Origin of the sequence: Halomonas salipaludis (assembly GCF_002286975.1) — a bacterium.
Lineage (GTDB): Bacteria > Pseudomonadota > Gammaproteobacteria > Pseudomonadales > Halomonadaceae > Franzmannia > Franzmannia salipaludis.
This window is the reverse complement of sequence record NZ_NSKB01000009.1, coordinates 164,240-182,808: the sequence shown is the minus strand read 5'-3', so window position 1 is coordinate 182,808 and position 18,569 is coordinate 164,240. Positions and strand designations below refer to the sequence as shown.

Here is an 18,569-nt window from a genome sequence, read left to right as displayed (position 1 = left end):
CCCGAGGAGAAGTGGGTGCGCTTCCGCACCCTGGGCTGCTACCCGCTCACCGGCGCGGTGGAGTCGCATGCCGCGACCCTGCCCGAGATCATCCAGGAGATGCTGCTGACCAAGACCAGCGAACGCAGCGGCCGGGCCATCGACCACGACCAGGCCGGCTCCATGGAGAAGAAGAAGCGTGAGGGGTATTTCTAGTAGACACCGCTGATCGCGACTGACGTCGCTCCTACAGGGCAAATAACCCGGTGTTGTGGGAGCGGCTTCAACCGCGGTAGTCCGCTCGAGTCACCTTCCCTATATCCATTTCTTCAGGATTGATTATGTCTCATTCTTCGCCCTTGATCGCCGACGATATCGAGTCCTACCTCAAGGAACACGAGAACAAGGACCTGCTGCGCTTCATCACCTGCGGCAGCGTCGACGACGGCAAGTCGACCCTGATCGGGCGGCTGCTGCACGACTCCAAGATGATCTACGAGGACCAGCTGGCGGCGATCACCCAAGCCTCCAAGACCAGCGGCACCACCGGTGACGCCGTCGACCTGGCGCTGCTGGTCGACGGGCTGCAGTCGGAGCGCGAGCAGGGCATCACCATCGACGTCGCCTACCGCTTCTTCTCCACCGACAAGCGCAAGTTCATCATCGCCGACACCCCGGGCCACGAGCAGTACACCCGCAACATGGCCACCGGCGCCTCCACGGCGAGCCTGGCGATTATTCTTATCGACGCCCGCTACGGCGTGCAGACCCAGACCCGCCGGCACAGCTTCATCGCCGACCTGCTGGGCATCCAGCACCTGGTGATCGCCATCAACAAGATGGACCTGGTCGAGTTCTCCGAGGCGCGCTACGACGAGATCGTCGCGCAGTACCAGGAGGTCGCCGCCAAGCTCCACGCCCCGGACATCCGCTTTATCCCGCTCTCGGCCCTCAACGGTGATAACGTCGTCGACCCCAGCCAGCACACCCCCTGGTACCGCGACGCCAGCGGCGCCCCCGGCGCCACGCTGCTGCAGCTGCTCGAAAGCGTCGAGATCACCCACGACCAGAACCTCAGCGACCTGCGCTTCCCGGTGCAGTACGTCAACCGCCCCAACCTCGACTTCCGCGGCTACTGCGGCACCCTGGCCGCCGGCATCCTGCGCCCCGGGCAAGCGGTCAAGGCACTGCCCTCGGGCAAGACCAGCAGCGTCGAGCGTATCGTCACCTATGACGGCGACCTCGACGTCGCCTATCCCGGCCAGGCCATCACCCTCACGCTGGCCGACGAGATCGATATCTCCCGCGGCGACTGGCTGGTAAGCGCCGACGCTGAGGTGCCCCTGGTCGTCGGCTTCGAGGCCGACATCGTGTGGATGCACGACACTGCCCTCGAGCCCGGCAAGCTCTACGACCTCAAGCTCGCCACCCGCGACCTGGCCGGCAAGGTCACCGCCATCGACTACCAGATCGACGTCAACACCCTCGAACATCGCCACGCCGAGCACCTCGACCTCAACAGCATCGCCCGCTGCAGCGTCGAGCTCACCGCCCCGGTGCCGGTGGACGACTACCGCAAGAGCCCCGGCACCGGCAGCTTTATCATTATCGACCGGCTGACCAACGTCACCGTCGGCGCCGGCATGATCCACCAGCCCAGCGACAGCGAAACGCCCTACGAGTACCGCGCCCACGACAGCAAGGCCAACGTCGTCTGGAACCGCACCAGCGTCACCCAGGCCATGCGCGAGCAGCTCAACGGCCACTCCGGCAAGTGCATCTGGTTCACCGGCCTCTCCGGCTCCGGCAAGTCGACGCTCGCCAACGCCCTGGAGATCGAACTCAACCGCCGCGGCTACCACACCATGCTGCTGGACGGCGACAACGTCCGCCACGGCCTGTGCAAGGACCTCGGCATGGGCGAAGAGGACCGCGGCGAGAACATTCGCAGGGTGGGCGAGGTCGCGCGGCTATTTGCCGAAGCCGGCATCATCGTCATCACCGCCTTTATCTCGCCGTTCCGCAAGGACCGCGACGCGGTGCGCGCGCTGTTCGACGAAGACGCCTTTATCGAAGTGCACGTCGACACCCCGCTGGACGTCTGCGAGCAGCGCGACCCCAAGGGCCTGTACCAGAAGGCGCGCGAAGGCAAGATCAAGGATTTTACGGGAATTGATAGTCCGTATGAGCCGCCGGTACACGGCGAAATAGTGCTCAAAACAATGTTTGACAATGAACAAGCACTAATTTCTAAAGTCATTAAGCACGTGTTGTGAGCGTCGCGATTACCTTAGCGAGTGGAAATCATGCTATGTTTTCAGTGATAATTCCCGTACATAACAAGAAAGAGCATGTCGTTGCTGCGATCGAGTCAGTACTCGCACAAACCTACGATGGCTATGAACTGATTTTGATTGATGATTGTTCTACCGATGGTAGTGCCGAGTTGCTCCTTCCTTATGAGTCAGATAGGATAAAAATATATAGGCGGGATACGCCAGGCCCCGGTGGTTATGCAGCGAGGAATCTTGGTGTAGAAAAATCAAATTGTAAATGGGTAACTTTCCTCGATGCGGATGATATTTGGTACTCTAACCATCTGCAAACAGCTCGTGACCTTATTGATAAATATGGAGACGTAAGCTTTTTTAGTTTCTCGAGAGATAAGATATTCAAGGGTGATAAGAGTGGTTTTTTCCATCCCCGGGAAGAGCAAATAGATCGTGATGCAGCGTTGGCAAGATTTTCCCGTAGAGATATATTTCACACCAACGCAGTTGCCATTAAAAGAGACCTCTTCATAGAAGCTGGAGGGTTTCCAGCAGGCCAATGTAAGCGAGGTGGAGATAGTGACCTGTGGCTAAGACTTTTACTAAAGTGTGGCTCAATAGTTGTATCACCAGTGGTGACGTCATGCTATGCACTGGATAACAGCGGAGTTATATACGGTAAGTCAAGCGTGGAAAGACAGCATCCGGTTCAGAAAACTGTCATTGATTTCATAAAAAACAACCCCCACAGCAAAATCAAAAGCCGGCTTAAGAGACTCTCTAATCGAAAGAATATATCCTGGCTAGCCGCACGAAAGCGAAGTGGCGACTTTTCTCTTTCCGAATTGAGTATTATTTATTATTCATCTCTCGACTTGGCCGGGTTTAATAAACTATTGAAGCTTGTTGTGCCGCTTCCTATCACTAAACTTACGGCTAGCATCAAGAAGACGTCAATATGAAGATAATGTTCGTGTGCTCCTCATTTGGGGGTGGTGGAGCTGAGAAAGTCGCTGTTAAACTATCGAGCGCTCTCGCTGCTTTAGGCCATGACGTTGTTTATCTTTATTGGCGGTCTAAAGCAGGGCAAGAGTATACATTAGAAGACGCGGTTTCACTAAAGAAGATTTTAGCTAATAATCCAGTGTCGCGGGCATGGGCTGTTAGCAAGGCAATTAAATCAGAGCGTCCTGACGCTGTACTTTCATTTACTGATATACCTAATATAATTACATATTTAGGGTGCATGCTGGCCCGTCCATATAAGTGCCTGCGGGTGCCAAATGTAAGAACTAACGTTCCGGCTAAATATCGCTACATGAAGATGACGTTAGTAATGAAAGCTCTTTCATTCTTGCATGGCGCTGCATGCAGGCGTGCCTTGATTGTGCTGGTTAACTCGAAAGATTCTGGCAGTGCACTGTGCGAATATTACCGCTTGGACGCATCGAAAGTTCATTGTATTTATAATCCCGTATTTGATAACTTGCCAAGTGAGTTTTATAACTTCAAAAATGGAGTGGCTAGTACTAATAATAGAATTAAAGCAGTCAATGTTGGTCGGCTGTCTCAAGCAAAAGATCAGCAAATGCTTGTTCGCGCAATAGATCATGCAGTTAATACGCTGGGCGCTGATGTTGAGTTAGATATTTACGGGGAGGGTGAGTTGTATGATGAGTTACACACTGAGATAGCTCGCCGAGGGTTGCAGGGTCGCATTTTCTTAAGACCCTTTGACCGCAATATTGAAAGCAAGATAGGCCATTACCATCTGTTTCTCTTCTCCTCTCGCTGGGAGGGGCTGCCTAATGCCCTAATTGAGGCGCTGGGTAGTGGCATTGATGTGATTTCTACGGATTGTCGCAGCGGGCCGAGCGAAATACTTGATGGTGGGCGCTTCGGTACCCTTGTTGGTATTGGTGACGATAAAAAAATGGCGGAAGCTATTGCGCAGCATTATTTCGAAGGTAATTATAATTCTTCCCGTGATTCATCCGCTAGGGAAATGAGTGACGATCTGAAGAAACACCTTGAGCAATTCACTATTTCATATGTTGCGTCACAATACGCTCAACTTATTTCCAGGAATATAGATGAACAGTAAAGACGTCAAGCATAAGATAAATCTATTTAGGCGATATTCGCACTGGAAACGTAATAACTGCATATATATACATGTTCCAAAGGCTGCGGGTACTAGCTTGAACAAAGCTATATATGGACGGACCTTGGGGCACTATACTGCGAGTGAGATCCAGGACCAGTTCCCAAAGCTTTTTGCTCAAGCGTTTGTCTTCTCTTTTGTCAGAAATCCATGGGATCGTGTTTTGTCAGCGTACCGTTTTGCGAGAGTTGGGAAAACGGATAGCATGGGTATGTACCGTCCTGAGCAATACCAAATTTCAGAGTTTGAGAGTTTCGAGCGATTTCTCTTTGAGTGGCTGGCTAGGCAAAAATTAGATAAAATAGATTTCGTATTCCAGCCACAGAGTAGATTCGTTGTTGGCAAGCATGGTCGTATCTTGACGGACTATGTGGGAAAGGTGGAGAGTCTGGGAGACGACATACAGTATGTTGAGTCGGTGCTCGGCAAGAGTATAAATGTCGGCAGGGAAAATACCACCTCAGATAAAATCGACTATCGTAGCGCCTATGTTAACGATGACATGGTAGAGCTGGTCAGGTCTTTATACCGCGAAGATATTGATAAATTCGGTTATACATTCGACAAGAGTTGATTTATGAGAGTTCTCCACGTCATATCTTCTGCAGCGGCAGGCGGTGCTGAAATATATGTAAGAGACCTCTCTATAGAGATGGTCAGGGCGGGGCATCAAGTATTCATCCTCTTTCTCGATCGCGCCTCCGAAGCTGGGCGGGATGGTGAGTTTGAAGCGGAATTCTTGAAGCAATTGGATGACAATGACATTGAGTACGGCTTCATCGGGGCCGCTGCTCGGAAGAAACCTTGGTTGGGTATCAAGGCTATGCGCAAGGCAGCGTCCGGTTTTTCGCCTGATATTGTGCATTGCCACCTGTATTATGCTGCCATATTTTCTCTCTTCTTGAAAAGCACCAAGGTGGTTTATACTCACCATAATATAAAGCTAGGTGCAAGTGTGTTACTTTATAAGCTCCTCGACTTGAAGGTTTCCAGATACATCGGTATATGCTTGGCTTGCAAGAAATTGCTCGAGAGTGTTTCTCGGAGAAGGGTGGTCAGAATTGATAATGGTGTTTCACCCGAGCGGGTGCGTAAAAAGCAGAGAACCGCTGGGCAGGGTGATGATGACGTCAACCTGTTGAGTGTCGGCCGCTTGTCCGATCAAAAGAACCTCTCTCTACTTATTGCGTCACTTGCCAGGTTGGAGGATCAGAAGTATCGATTGAAAATAGCTGGCGAGGGCCCCCTACGCGAGGAGTTAGTACGGCTGGCGAACGAGAAAGGCATATCTGACCGTGTTGAATTTCTGGGCAACGTCAGCAACGTTGATGAATTACTGTATGATGCGGATGTATTCGTTATGTCATCTGCATGGGAAGGATTGCCAATCGCGCAAATCGAAGCCACTCTGAGCGGCCTGCCGGTTGTAGTAACTAATGTCGGGGGGTGTTCGGAAATCGTGCACAAGGTATGTAACGGTATCGTAGTCGATGAGTTGATCGAAAGCAGCTATTCGCAGGCGTTGAGGATGATGATAGGCAATCATGAATTGCGTGAAGTGTTTTCCAAAAATGCGCTTTCCTATTCGGGCGATTATCTGATAAAAGCCTCGTCGGATAAGCATATTGCGTTATACGAAGACGCGCTTACGGCCTGATAATCGGCCCTGTTGATGAGAGAAATATGATACCGGCGCTTTTTGTTACTCTTGTATTCCTGCTTTCATTCGTCTTCTGTCTGATAGTATCCATGAAGCACCGCTGGTTGCTATGGCCGATCATGATCGGCTTTGCTTTTCGCTGTTTTCTTATGCTGTTGGATTACTATGGTTTGTTTTCCCCTCCAGGGGCAGATGGTGACGCTGTCGTTTTTACGAGAACAGCATATCAGTGGTCATTACTTGATTGGGAACGTTTGTTCGATACTTTCAATTATAGTGCTTCCTACGTATATAGTACTATAGGGGCAGTTTTCTTTAAGCTCTTTGGTTACAACTACTTTGTACTTCCAGTATTGAATTTCTTTGCAGGCTTGTTGGGTATTTTTCTCACCGGCATCATGGCGTACCGGCTATGGGGGCGTAAGCCTGCAATTATTAGTGCTTATATCATGGCGCTTTTCCCTTTTGCGGCATTCAACTCAGTGATAGCATTGCGCGAAGAATTTTCCATCGTCGTTTTTCTACTGGGCGTATATTTCTTTCTGAACTGGGTGTCTGGTAAAGGGACTATCTGGATATTTGCAGCCTTCTCCATGTTTGCTGTGGCGCTGATGATTCACCCAGGGTGGATTGGGGCCATGGTAGGTATTGCCTTGTACTTGGGATACTTTTCGTTCAGAACGCTGGTTTCGTCGATCAAGGGCGGAGCGACGACTCGTCAAGTGGCTAGCAAGTTCTTCTCTGCTGTGGCGCTTTTCGCGGTGGCTATGCTGATTGTCGTAGGTAGCGGCGGTATAAGTCTGGCCAAGGGCATCACTATTGGAGGGGAAAATGAAGAAGAGGGCGTCGAGGATCTGATTGAATCCCGTTTTCAGAGTGAGGGACGTGGTGGCTCGGCTTATCCTAGCTTTGTTGCACGGGGGAATCCTTATACACAACCTTGGTTAATTCCCATGCGCATCGTGTATTTTACCTTTTCCCCGTTTCCTTGGGACTTGCGTAGCCCACGTCAATTGATGGGTGTCATTGCCTCGGGTATGTACATGTTTCTTGCTTGGCGCTTATATAAAGGCTGGCATCGAGTCAGGCGCAAGGAGGAGTGTCTTGCGCTGATGTTCATGGCTGGGGCTTTGATTTTCGTATTCGCTATCGGGGTGACGAATATCGGCACGGCTATCCGGCATCGGACGAAATTCCTGGCCATCTGCACGCTGCTTGCTGCTTCGTCTTTCGATAGATTAACCATCCGTTTGAGAAGGCACTGATTCGTGGATTTATTGATCATCGCAGGGAATGCGCGCTCCCTGATCGCCAACCGTGGGGACCTGGTAAAAGAGATGCAGGCACGAGGGCTGGTGGTGGCGGCGGCGGTGCCCACCGCCGACTACCTGTCTGAGGTCGAGGAGTTGGGCATCGAGATCCACCCGATCGAGATGGGGCGTACCGGCATCAATCCGCTACATGATATCAAGACGCTGTGGTCGCTTTATCGCCTGATCCGCCGGCTTAAGCCCAAGGCGGTATTCGGTTATACCATCAAGCCCGTTGTATACGGCAGTCTGGCTGCCAAGGCGGCGGGTGTGCCGCGCATCTACTCGATGATTACCGGCTTGGGCCATGTCTTCACGACTGATAGCCCCAAGAATCGTCGCTTGCAGAAGGTGGTGTCGTGGCTGTATCGCGCCGGGCTTGCCTGTAATAGAAAAGTATTTTTCCAGAATCCCGATGATCTCCAGGAGTTCACTGAGCGCGGCATCCTGCGCGACGCCAGCAAGGCCGTGCGCACCTACGGGTCGGGGGTGGATATGCAGCGCTTTGCCGCCACCCCACTGCCCGAGGGAGATGTAACCTTCCTGTTCATCGGCCGGTTGTTGACCGAGAAGGGCGTGGCAGAGTTCTGCGAGGCAGCAGGCCAGCTGCGTGCCGAATACCCCGCAACGCGTTTCATCGCGGTCGGCCCGCACGATCCCAATCTGCCACATTCCTGCTCTGTCGAAGACCTCGATCGCTGGAAGCAGGAGGAGTGCGTGGAGTTCATCGGCGGCGTTTCAGACGTTCGCCCATGGATAGCACAGTGCTCTGTGTTCGTGCTGCCCTCTTATCGCGAGGGTACGCCACGCTCGGTGCTCGAGGCGATGAGCATGCGGCGGCCAATCATCACCAGCGATGCGCCGGGCTGTCGGGAGACGGTGGAAGATGGCGTAAACGGCTTTCTGGTCGCGCCACGCACCAGTGGGCCCTTGCTAGAGGCGATGCGACGCTTCGTCGAGCAGCCAGCGCTGGTGCCGCAGATGGCCGAGGCGTCCTGGACACTAGTCGAACGTCACTACGATGTTCGCAAGGTGAATAAAGTGATTCTAGAGGCAATGGAGTTGGCATGAGGGAAGGCATCAAACGACTCTTCGATGTGATTGCCAGCGGAGCGGGCTTGATCGTGCTGGCACCGCTGCTGTTGGTGGTCGCGGTGTGGATCAAGCTGGATAGCTCGGGGCCGGTGTTTTTCATGCAGCAGCGCGCTGGGCGCGGAGAGCGGCCGTTCAGCATCTTCAAGTTTCGTACTATGCAGCATCGTGCGCCGGAGAGCATCGACCAGCATCAGGAGCAAGTGGTAAGCGCAGGGCACGACCCACGAATTACCCGGGCAGGCCGTGTCATACGTGCCACCAGCCTCGATGAACTGCCGCAGCTGATCAATATCTTCAAGGGCGACATGAGCGTGGTCGGGCCTCGGCCGGTGCTGATGGAGCAGACCGAGGTGGTGCCGCCGGGATACAAGAAGCGCTTCAGCGTGCGGCCAGGGCTGACCGGGCTTGCCCAGGTCAGAGGTCGGCGCAGCCTGGGCTGGCTGGAGCAGCTGGCCCATGACGCCGAGTACGTCGAAAAGCAGAGCCTGGCGCTGGATCTCAAGATCCTGTTGCTGACGGTCAAGGTGGTGGTGATGGGCAGCGGAATCTACGGAGAGCCGGGGCTCAACTGGCGCACCTATCGTGATCGGCTGAATGGGCAGCCGCCCAAGGACAGTGACGTTGAGGAGGCTATGCGATGAGCCAGCTCAACTTCATGATGATTACGGCAAGCCCGGATGTGGCCGCGTTCATCGAGCAGCATGATGTGGCGCGCATCTTCATGGATCAGGAGGTGCTGGGGAAGGCCGAGCGCCAGGGGCACCTGGACACCCATAAGGCGGCACACTCCCTCGCCGAGATTGCAGCGGTCGCGGCGGTGCTGAAACGCGCAGAGCTGATGGTGAGGCTGAATCCGCTCAATGCGTCGACCCGTGAGGAAGTGGAGGAGGCGATAGCCCATGGCGCGCAGCGCTTGATGCTGCCGATGTTCTCTTGCCGCGCAGAGGTCGGCCGGTTTCTGGATATCGTCAATGGGCGGGTGCCGGTTACCTTCCTGGCCGAGACGGCGGCCTCGCTGGTGCGCTTACCTGACTGGCTGGATCTGCTCGCACCGGGGCATGACGAGGTCCACATCGGGCTCAACGATCTCTATCTGAGCATGGGGCTTGGCTTTCTATTCGAGCCTCTGGCGGGACGTCTGCTCGATCCTGCGGCGGCGCTACTCACCCAGGCCGGGGTTCGGTGGGGGGTAGGCGGTGTTGCGAGGATTGGCCTGGGTGAGCTGCCCGCCGAGACGGTGCTCGGCGAGCACGTGCGGCTTGGCTCGCAGTGGATCATCCTGTCGCGGGCATTCCACGCCGGCGCTGCGACGTCGGCTGGCCTGCTCGAAACGCTCGACTTCCCCGCCGAGATTGCCAAGCTGCGCCAGGCCGAGGCGCATTGGCGCAGCGCCGACCAATCCTCGCTGCTGGAGAATCAGCGCCAACTTGCCGAGTGTGCCTACCGCTTGGGTAGCCGGGGAGCTGCATGATGCCGCCACCCATTCAGCGCGTACTCTACCTCCAGAAAGCCGAGGTGCTTGCACAGCAGCGAGCGATGGTGACCGACACCCTGCGAGCAGCGCTGCCCGAGGCGGAGCTCCTTTTTGCCGACAGCGTTGAGGCCGTGCCGGCCAATGCCGAGGTAGATGTGGTGATCACCCCGACGCTGCCGTGGCTGCCCGATGCGTTGGCAAGGCTCGACACGTATCGCTGGCTGCACTTTCTCTCCGCCGGCGTGGAGAAGATCTGGTCGATGGATTTCGACAAGTCCTCGATCTGGATGACCAAGAGCAGTGGCGTACACGGGGCGCCGATGAGCGAGTACGCCATCGGTGCCATGCTCTACTTCACCAAGCAGTTCGGCCGCTTTCACGATCAGGCCAGGCAGGCGCTATGGCAGCGCAGCTGGCTGGGCGAGCTGACCGGTAGCCAACTCACCGTGCTGGGGCTTGGTCATATCGGCCAGAGCCTTGCGCGGCGCGCCAAGGCGTTCGATATGCAGGTGGTGGGCACTCAGCGCACACCTCGCGCCATCGCTGGCGTCGACCGGGTGGTGGCGCTGGAGGAGCTCGGGCCGGAACTGGCGCGCACCGATTTTCTGGTCGTCTGCCTGCCGCTGACCCAAGCCACCTATGGAGCGGTGAGCGATGCGCTGTTGGCTCAGCTCAAGCCTGGCGCGGTGCTCGTCGATATCTCGCGTGGTGGGGTGGTCAACGGCGAGGCACTGCTGCGGGCGTTGGATAGCGGCACGCTCAAGGGCGCCGCCCTGGATGTCTTCGAGCAGCAACCATTGCCTGCCGAGTCGCCACTATGGAAACGCAGCGACCTGCTGATCACACCGCATGTATCGGGCACCACACCGTTCTATCTCGAGAGAGCGCTTGGGGTGTTCATCGATAACCTGCGTGCCTACCAGCAGGGCAAACCCTTTACTACGGCGGTGAGTATCGATGCCGGATACTGATATGCAGCAAGGCAAGATTCTGGTCACGGGGGGCGCGGGATATATTGGCTCGCACACCGCGCTAGCCCTTCTCGAAGCGGGATACGAGGTGGTGGTGCTGGATAGCCTCGTCAATGCATCGCGGGAGGCGCTGCGCCGCGTCGAGCAGATTACCGGCCGCGCCTTGACCTTCATCGAGGGCGACGTGCGCGACCGCGTATGCCTGGACAGACTCTTCAGCGAGCACCCGATTCATGCAGTGATTCATTTCGCGGGTCTGAAAGCCGTCGGCGAAAGTGTCGCGCAGCCGCTGGCCTATTACGATACCAACGTCAACGGCTCCTTGACGCTGTGCCAAGCGATGCAGCAGGCCGGGGTTTTCCGCCTGGTGTTCAGCTCCTCGGCCACGGTCTATGGGCCCAACGCGCCGGTGCCGTACCACGAGAGCATGCCGCGTGGCCGCACGTCCAACCCCTATGGCACGTCCAAGGCGATGGTGGAGCAGGCCCTCGAGGACCTGGTGAACGCTGATGGGCGCTGGAGCGTATCGTTGTTGCGCTACTTCAACCCCATCGGCGCGCACCCCTCGGGCAAGCTCGGGGAGGACCCGCAGGGCATTCCCAATAACCTGTTGCCCTACATCGCCCAGGTGGCGGTAGGGCGCCGGCCCTCGTTGACGGTGTTTGGCAATGACTATGCCACCGCAGATGGCACCTGTGTGAGGGATTACCTGCACGTGATGGATCTAGCGGAAGGGCATGTCAGTGCGCTGGGGCGCCTGCACGAGCCCGGGACGCACGTCTATAACCTGGGGACCGGCCAGGGGCTTTCCGTGCTGGAGGTGGTCGAGGCGTTCGCGCGTATCAGCGAGCGGCCGATTCCCTACCACTTTGCCTCGCGCCGCGAAGGCGACCTGGCGGCGTTCTGGGCGGACCCACAAAAGGCACAACGAGAGCTTGGTTGGCGGGCACGTCGCGGCCTCGGCGAGATGATGGCCGACACCTGGCGCTGGCAGCGCCAGAACCCTAATGGGTATCGCAGCGAGATCAACACACCATCACAAGGGACATCGCAATGCTGAGCATGGATAACGTTCGTTTGGGAGTCATCGGCCTGGGTTACGTGGGGCTGCCGCTTGCCGTGGAATTCGGCAAGGTGATGCCCACGGTGGGCTTCGATATCAACGCCAACCGTATCAGTGAGCTGCGCGACGGCATCGACCAGACCCTCGAGGTCGAGCCCGAGCTGCTGGCGCAGTCGACGCAGCTCAGTTTTGAGAGCGAACTCGATGCTCTGCGCGACTGCAACGTCTATATCGTCACCGTGCCGACGCCAATCGATAGCAGCCGGCGCCCCGACCTGACACCGCTGATCAAGGCCAGTGAAAGCCTGGGCCAGGTAGTGGCCAAAGGCGATATCGTCATCTATGAGTCGACGGTCTATCCGGGCGCCACCGAAGAGGATTGCGTGCCGGTCATCGAGCGCATCTCCGGGCTTGTCTACAACCGTGACTTCTTCGCCGGCTATAGCCCCGAGCGCATCAACCCGGGCGACAAGGAGCACCGCGTCACCACCATCAAGAAGGTGACTGCGGGCTCTACCCCGGAGGTGGCCGACTTCGTCGATGCCCTGTATCGGCGGGTGATCACGGCCGGCACCCACAAGGCCAGTTCGATCGCGGTCGCCGAGGCGGCCAAGGTGATCGAGAACACCCAGCGTGACGTCAACATCGCCTTGATCAATGAGCTGTCGATGATCTTCAACCGACTGGGGCTGGATACCGAGGAGGTGCTCGAGGCGGCTGGCACCAAGTGGAACTTCCTGCCGTTTCGGCCGGGGCTGGTGGGAGGGCACTGCATCGGCGTGGATCCCTACTACCTGACCCACAAGGCCCAGCAGGTAGGCTACCATCCCGAGGTGATCCTCTCCGGGCGACGCATCAATGACGGCATGGGCGCCTACGTGGCGTCGCAGCTGATCAAGCAGATGATCAAGAGCCGCATTCACGTCGAGAAAGCGCGCGTGCTGGTGATGGGGCTGACCTTCAAGGAGAACTGCCCCGACCTGCGCAATACTCGGGTCGTCGATATTCTCAAGGAGCTGGCTGAGTACGATATCCAGGTCGACGTCTTTGACCCGCATGTCAGCAAGGATGAGGCCGAACGTGAATACGGCATACGGCCTATCGAGTCGCCCGAGGATGGCGCCTATGACGCCGTGATTCTCGCCGTGGCGCACCGTGAGTTCCGTGATCTTGGGGCATCTGCCATGCGTGCCTGGGGCAAGCCGGAACACGTGCTGTACGACCTGAAGTATCTGCTACCCAAGGGGCAGGCAGACCTGCGTCTGTGAGGTCGCGCTACCACTATCACACCTATGGGTTCGATATCGCCTCCCAGATTCCGCTGCCAGAGCTCACCCAGATCCCGCCCTGTGCTTCACCAGATATCGAGATAGTCGCCGGCGAGGTCAAGGATGTATTGGAGGGGAGCAGGGCGGTCAACCAGTGGCTACAGCTCGGTGAGCGTCAATGTCAGGTGTGGGTCGATGGCATCGCCCGCTATCGCATTGAAGAAGGCCGGCGGATCGTCGTCGATCGGCGTGTCTCCGGCAGTGGCGACGAGCCGGCTGCACCCTCCGATATCCGCGTCTACTTGCTGGGCACCGCCTTTGGCGTGCTGGCGCATCAGCGTGGCTGGCTGCCGCTGCATGTCAGCGCCATCAAGGCACCCAGCGGCGTATGGGCCTTTACCGGCGAATCCGGTGCCGGCAAGTCTACCCTCAGCGCCTGGCTGTATCACTACCATGGGTGTGAGCTGGTCACCGATGATGTGGCCGTCATCAAGCCTGCCGATGCCGAGCCGCTGCTCTACCCTGGCCCACGCAAGGTCAAACTGTGGAAGCAGACCCTGGCGGCACTCCAGTGGGATACCCAGGGCGCACAGCGCGATCTGACGCGCGTCGACAAGTTCCACCTGACACTCGAGGGCAGCCAGGCGCCGCAGCCTGAGCCTCTCAGGGCATTGGTAGTGCTGGAGCGGGGAGCGGAAGGTGAGCCCGCGCAGCTGACGGAAGTGCAAGGTCCCGAAGCGCTGTTTCTGCTGCTCGAAGCGCTCTATCGGGTCGAGCTGGGCCGCTCGTATAACCCGCCAGAAGCGATGATGCGGGATTGCCAGGCGCTTGCTGAGCGGATACGGATCTACCGTTACCGGCGCCCGTGGGATCTGCAGGAGGTATCTCGCTCTCTCGAGCCACTTTTGCATCAGATGGATTTGACTATTGCCAGGGACGATTTATAGTGTAATCGCAGCGTTATTTTTTGTTAATCAAAGCCACTGTTTGTTATCAGCGATCTGGAGAAACGATCATGCAGGGTTCCGAAAACCGTAAGGCATACGAGTCACCCGCTGTGGTAGCCATCGGCTCCATGGCAGAAAAAACTGAATTCTGGGGCTGGAAGCACTATCTGTGGCAGAAAAAACTGGATCATTGGCATTCCAAGAAGCCAAGCTATCCAGGTGAGCCCGAGTACTCATGATGTAAGGGCACTAGCCACTCACCGCCTGCGGCGCCTCGGCGCCGCAGGATTGTTTCTGCGGTGGCGGTGGAGTAGGGGCAGTGCTCACGAGCACGATAGAATAAGGGAGTTTGGATAGTGGCCAGTCAAGGAAAAGAGCAGATGCCAGGTCGTACCGCGTCCATACAGGATGAGCGACGCGGCAATGTGCCTGCTAGCGATGCGCGTTACTACTACCACACCTATGGTTTGAAGATAGAGTCCCGCTTGGAACTGCCCGAGCTGCCGGTCATTGCGCCCTGCGACCAACCCGATGTCGTGATAGAGACACCTGGCGTTGCGGATCAGTTGGATGACGCCACCTTTCGCCAGGGCTGGTTGGAGATGGGCGACGATCGCTGCCAGATCACCATCGAGGGCATTGCTCGCTATCGGGTCGAACATGGCCAGCGGATCCTGCTCGACCGCCGGGTGCCCCGCGGCGTCGACCCCGTCGCCGACCCAGGGGATATTCGTCTGTTCCTGCTAGGCAGTGCGCTTGGCGGGCTGCTGCATCAACGGCACTGGCTGCCGCTGCATGTCAGTGCCTTGAAAACTCCCGGGGGCGTATGGGCGTTTACCGGCCACTCCGGCGCTGGCAAGTCGACCATCGGCGCTTGGTTACACTATACCCAGGGCTGGCCGCTGGTGACCGACGATGTTGCCGTGATCAAGCCCCATGAAGATGTTCCCTACCTCCACCCTGGGCCACCCAGGGTTAAGTTGTGGAAAGATGCTCTGGCTGCGCTGGGCATTCAGACCGAAGGTCTGGTCCGCGATCTCACCCGGGAAGACAAGTATCATTTGATGCTCAACAAGGGCTTCCAGGACCACCCCTATCCGCTCAAGGCACTGGTAATGCTTGAGCGCGCGGAGGAGGGCGAAGCGGCGAGCCTCGAGCGCATCACCGGGGTCGAAGCCTTCAAGTCGGTGATGGCCACGCTCTACCGGCCCGAGATGGGCACTGAGTTCCACAGCCCGCAAGGGCTGATGCGTGAATGCACCAAGCTGGCGGGCAAGATCGAGGTCTATCGTTTTCGTCGCCCCTGGTCGCTGGACGACATGAATACCAGCATTGAACCTTTACTGGAAAGGATCATGCACAGCCAGGACGCCGAGGAGCGCTAGGGGTGAGTATTGCCGGTCCCGCAGTGCTCGACATGGCACGCTGATGGCAGCGTCAGCTATCAAGCGCCTCGTGAAGCAGGCGGCTCTGCGCGTGCAGCGCGAGCGTTGCCATGCCCAGCACGCCAGGATGGCCCAGCGGTTACTTGCCAGCCTCGAGCAGTACAACGGAGCGCTTGGCTCACCTATTCAGCGGCAGGCGCGTGACTATGCCCATGAGGTATTGGGTAGCGCGAAATACGCTCCCTGGCTGAAGGTATATTCTGCCGTTCATGGTTCATTCGTGGAGGGTTGGATCCCTGGCGATTACTATCAGTTAGTTGTGTTGCCATGCAAGAATGGCCAAATCGGCCAAGCGACCAATACCAAGACCCTGACCAAGCGTTTGCTGAACTCAGCGGCTCTGCCGGATATCGCCTATCTCATCGATGGGATAGGTTATGCCGCGGACTATTCCGTGGTGAGCGCTCCTGCCTTGATTGATCTACTGTTCGCGGCAGACGAACGTATTTTCTTCAAGCCTGATCGCTCCTTTCAGGGCCAGGGCATCCGCATTCTTGGAAGAGGTGATATCAGTCCTGAGACACTGGCGAGGTTACCCGATGGGGTTTTCCAGCGTCCGGTTATTCAACATCAGATATTCGACGCACTGACGCCCAACTCCACCGCTACGCTAAGACTGACCACCGCCAAACTGCCGGATGGCAGTGTCGAGCTGCGAGCAGCCGACCTCAGGTTGGGAAGGGCCAATGATCGCTATGTCAGGGCGGTAAGTGAAATCAGAGTGCCTGTCGAGATGGCAACGGGAGTACTTTGGTCACGTGGCTTCATGCCTGACTGGCGCCAAGTCGAGTCACATCCCGATACGGGCACTTCGTTCAGCAATATTCAAATCCCTGGCTTTCACCAAGCAGCAGCAATGTGTTGCCGCCTTCATCAGGGCTTTCCGCATCTGGGTTGTATTGGCTGGGATATTGCGATAGATCGTAAAGAAGATGCCAAGATAATGGAGTGGAATGCACGGCATAACAGCATTGTGTTCTCTGAGGCGACGACTGGGCCGAGTTTCAAGTGGCTTGGGTGGGAATCTCTATGGAAACGCTAGATGCACTGTGTGACACTTTTCAATAGGGCTTGATCATTCGATTTATATGCGCACTGCACAGTGCTTATCAGCGAATCACTGCGTAGTGCGCAATATGCTAGATGGCTAAATCAGGAACCCGGTTTAAAGGCCGTTCCGTCCTGCCCCTGTTCCACGTCTGCATTCGGCCTGCCGCCTGCTTGGGTAATCTCAGCAGGCGAGCCCAGCGCTACGACCACTGGTGCTGAATATACTTCTTTCTTATCAATATTCATGCGACTACTCCATGGTGCTGTTGAGACGATCTACCTTGATGGACACTCCACCCCTGCTGCTCTGTTAGAATGCTCCCGATGTCCCGTCACTCCGCGGATACATCTTTTTACATTCTTGTCAGATATTAGTCGCTTCCTATCCTTCCATCAAGCTTGCTGGTTGACTTCTACTTTGTTTTTTATGTTTTAACTTATTGCTTTTAAATGGTTTTTTGAGCATTAGGAAAAATCCCAATTTTAGGTGAGTGCTTGAGTCAATTTATGTGTATTAATGTTACTATCGAGGTGGTAAGAGTAATGGGACTTCATTGAGCATATAATGCTAGGTGCTATACGGAAGCAGCCTGGCTCGATCAAGCTGCGTAAAAAGCCAGGTCCGATCTCGAGTCTGAACAAATACACATTAATAACAAGGCAGAATGAACTTGCCCGACACCAGGCGGTCTCGGGGGGCTATGCGCAGAAGGGGCGCGGGGAAGGTTGGCTAACGCCGGGCCTGGCCTTGGGCGGGATGTGGCAGGGAGGTGTAACACCCGACAACGGTGAAACGGTTAAAACCGTAGCCGCCGGTTATTGCCACGCGGCCGGTTGCTACCCAGGCATGGGCTTTATACTCGCAAGTCTCCGGTTCACGCATGACTCCGAAATAGAGCGAGTAGGGGATGCCATGGAGGCCCAGCACCAGGCGGGCGGTCACAGCTTGAGGAAAGCAGTTGGATACCCAGGGCGTGTAGCGAGCGGCGAGCCTGATGGCCTGGCCGATCTGTGCCGCCTTTGCTTCCTGTTCAGGTGTCAGCAGCGGAATGCACGCTGCAATGCCAACTGGATTGCCTAGATGGGGGGCCAGGCGGCGAAATGAAAAGAGCAGAATCGCCATTCTGCTCAACCCCAGCAGCACCCACAGCAGGGGGAACCAGCGCTTGGCAAAGCCGGGCTGGCGCAAGAAGCTGGTCGCCTTGCGCCTGATTTTTTTCAGGAACCCTGTCTGCAATGTCGGAAAGTAGGTCGCCACGTAATGATTGCCTTACTCGACGACTTCAATCAAGTCGATCTTGATTAGGTCATTGACGAATTTCGACATATCTTCGCGGCATGTTGCCGGATCGGTTTCGTATTCTTGGCATATCACCTCGGTGATGCCATCGATGGAGACGGGGTTTTCGAGGAGTTCCCAGACGCGCGACCCAACGCCAGTGATGCCATAGTACTGCCCCTGGTCTACGCCCATCATCACGACGTCTCCGTCGATATTGGCCGCTACCATGTCGGGGTTACGCTTGAGTAGAGTAGTAGAAGAAATCGTGGATGATGACATTGTTTCATACTCGAGTAGTTGAAGGGTGCGACATCAACGAAGAAGAGCCATATTTGCGATATATCTTATTTATAAAAGCCGCATATTGCCACTGGGTGGCAATATGCGGCTAGCTATTTAGACATTACCTAAAGCGGCTCAAGAGCCTGGCTTGAAGGCGGTGCCGTCTTCGCCACCAGCAGTGTCGGCGTCAGGACGACCACCTGCTTCGGTGATGTCTTTCAGAGCGCCCAGTTCCTGAACGGAAGGGCTAGCATAGGGTTTACGATCCATCTGATTCATGAGATTCATCCTTTAGTTGCGTTGCCGGAG

Annotated in this window: 20 protein-coding genes and 1 pseudogene; 17 read left to right on the top strand and 4 right to left on the bottom strand. The window is 56.3% G+C overall.

Features of this window, described 5'->3' with window-relative positions; genetic code table 11:
• The 17 genes and pseudogenes from CK498_RS21765 to CK498_RS21690 form a co-directional block, all read left to right on the top strand.
• A pseudogene (locus CK498_RS21765) lies at nt 1–195 on the top strand (sulfate adenylyltransferase subunit CysD); the annotation flags it as partial.
• Between the two features lie 125 nt (nt 196–320).
• Complete coding sequence (gene cysN / locus CK498_RS21760; protein WP_095622957.1) at nt 321–2,255, top strand: sulfate adenylyltransferase subunit CysN; 1,935 nt, start codon at nt 321–323, stop codon at nt 2,253–2,255.
• A 35-nt stretch (nt 2,256–2,290) separates the two neighbouring features.
• Entirely contained in the window at nt 2,291–3,211 is a 921-nt protein-coding gene (locus CK498_RS21755) for a glycosyltransferase family 2 protein (RefSeq protein WP_095622956.1), read from the top strand.
• Nucleotides 3,208–4,353: a glycosyltransferase gene (locus CK498_RS21750; RefSeq protein ID WP_095622955.1), complete on the top strand. Its 1,146-nt coding sequence runs from the start codon at nt 3,208–3,210 to the stop codon at nt 4,351–4,353. The genes CK498_RS21755 and CK498_RS21750 overlap by 4 nt, the downstream gene beginning before the upstream one ends.
• A complete protein-coding gene (locus CK498_RS21745; protein WP_095622954.1) occupies nt 4,343–4,987 on the top strand; it encodes a sulfotransferase family 2 domain-containing protein in 645 nt (214 codons plus the stop codon). The genes CK498_RS21750 and CK498_RS21745 overlap by 11 nt, the downstream gene beginning before the upstream one ends.
• A 3-nt stretch (nt 4,988–4,990) precedes the next feature.
• Nucleotides 4,991–6,070, top strand: coding sequence for a glycosyltransferase (locus CK498_RS21740; protein WP_095622953.1), 1,080 nt, complete (start codon nt 4,991–4,993; stop codon nt 6,068–6,070).
• A gap of 92 nt (nt 6,071–6,162) precedes the next feature.
• Nucleotides 6,163–7,338: an ArnT family glycosyltransferase gene (locus tag CK498_RS21735; RefSeq protein ID WP_217987834.1), complete on the top strand. Its 1,176-nt coding sequence runs from the start codon at nt 6,163–6,165 to the stop codon at nt 7,336–7,338.
• A 3-nt stretch (nt 7,339–7,341) separates the two neighbouring features.
• Nucleotides 7,342–8,454 (top strand): glycosyltransferase family 4 protein, encoded by a 1,113-nt coding sequence (locus tag CK498_RS21730; RefSeq protein WP_217987833.1) that lies wholly within the window; start codon nt 7,342–7,344, stop codon nt 8,452–8,454.
• A complete protein-coding gene (locus CK498_RS21725) occupies nt 8,451–9,119 on the top strand; it encodes a sugar transferase (protein ID WP_095622951.1) in 669 nt (222 codons plus the stop codon). The genes CK498_RS21730 and CK498_RS21725 overlap by 4 nt, the downstream gene beginning before the upstream one ends.
• Complete coding sequence (locus tag CK498_RS21720; protein WP_095622950.1) at nt 9,116–9,949, top strand: aldolase/citrate lyase/malate synthase family protein; 834 nt, start codon at nt 9,116–9,118, stop codon at nt 9,947–9,949. Before CK498_RS21725 ends, CK498_RS21720 begins: the two co-directional genes overlap by 4 nt.
• Nucleotides 9,949–10,923, top strand: coding sequence for a D-2-hydroxyacid dehydrogenase (locus CK498_RS21715; protein WP_095622949.1), 975 nt, complete (start codon nt 9,949–9,951; stop codon nt 10,921–10,923). Before CK498_RS21720 ends, CK498_RS21715 begins: the two co-directional genes overlap by 1 nt.
• Complete coding sequence (gene galE / locus CK498_RS21710; protein ID WP_229359172.1) at nt 10,910–11,983, top strand: UDP-glucose 4-epimerase GalE; 1,074 nt, start codon at nt 10,910–10,912, stop codon at nt 11,981–11,983. Before CK498_RS21715 ends, galE begins: the two co-directional genes overlap by 14 nt.
• Nucleotides 11,977–13,254, top strand: coding sequence for a Vi polysaccharide biosynthesis UDP-N-acetylglucosamine C-6 dehydrogenase TviB (gene tviB / locus CK498_RS21705; protein ID WP_176475875.1), 1,278 nt, complete (start codon nt 11,977–11,979; stop codon nt 13,252–13,254). The genes galE and tviB overlap by 7 nt, the downstream gene beginning before the upstream one ends.
• Entirely contained in the window at nt 13,251–14,201 is a 951-nt protein-coding gene (locus CK498_RS21700; RefSeq protein ID WP_095622947.1) for a hypothetical protein, read from the top strand. The genes tviB and CK498_RS21700 overlap by 4 nt, the downstream gene beginning before the upstream one ends.
• Nucleotides 14,202–14,269: 68 nt before the next feature.
• Nucleotides 14,270–14,440 (top strand): hypothetical protein, encoded by a 171-nt coding sequence (locus CK498_RS26255; protein ID WP_176475874.1) that lies wholly within the window; start codon nt 14,270–14,272, stop codon nt 14,438–14,440.
• Nucleotides 14,441–14,581: 141 nt separating this feature from the next.
• On the top strand, nt 14,582–15,586 hold the full coding sequence (locus CK498_RS21695) for a P-loop NTPase family protein (RefSeq protein WP_095622946.1): 1,005 nt from the start codon (nt 14,582–14,584) through the stop codon (nt 15,584–15,586).
• A 43-nt stretch (nt 15,587–15,629) separates the two neighbouring features.
• Entirely contained in the window at nt 15,630–16,688 is a 1,059-nt protein-coding gene (locus tag CK498_RS21690) for a sugar-transfer associated ATP-grasp domain-containing protein (RefSeq protein WP_095622945.1), read from the top strand.
• A 110-nt stretch (nt 16,689–16,798) separates the two neighbouring features.
• On the opposite strand, the gene CK498_RS26250 is transcribed toward CK498_RS21690, so the two are convergent.
• The 4 genes from CK498_RS26250 to CK498_RS26245 form a co-directional block, all read right to left on the bottom strand.
• Complete coding sequence (locus tag CK498_RS26250; protein WP_176475873.1) at nt 16,799–16,942, bottom strand: hypothetical protein; 144 nt, start codon at nt 16,940–16,942, stop codon at nt 16,799–16,801.
• Between the two features lie 484 nt (nt 16,943–17,426).
• Nucleotides 17,427–17,954 (bottom strand): lasso peptide biosynthesis B2 protein, encoded by a 528-nt coding sequence (locus CK498_RS21685; protein ID WP_095622944.1) that lies wholly within the window; start codon nt 17,952–17,954, stop codon nt 17,427–17,429.
• A 12-nt stretch (nt 17,955–17,966) separates the two neighbouring features.
• Entirely contained in the window at nt 17,967–18,257 is a 291-nt protein-coding gene (locus CK498_RS21680; protein ID WP_095622943.1) for a PqqD family peptide modification chaperone, read from the bottom strand.
• A 138-nt stretch (nt 18,258–18,395) separates the two neighbouring features.
• On the bottom strand, nt 18,396–18,539 hold the full coding sequence (locus CK498_RS26245) for a hypothetical protein (RefSeq protein WP_176475872.1): 144 nt from the start codon (nt 18,537–18,539) through the stop codon (nt 18,396–18,398).
• Nucleotides 18,540–18,569: the final 30 nt, after the last annotated feature.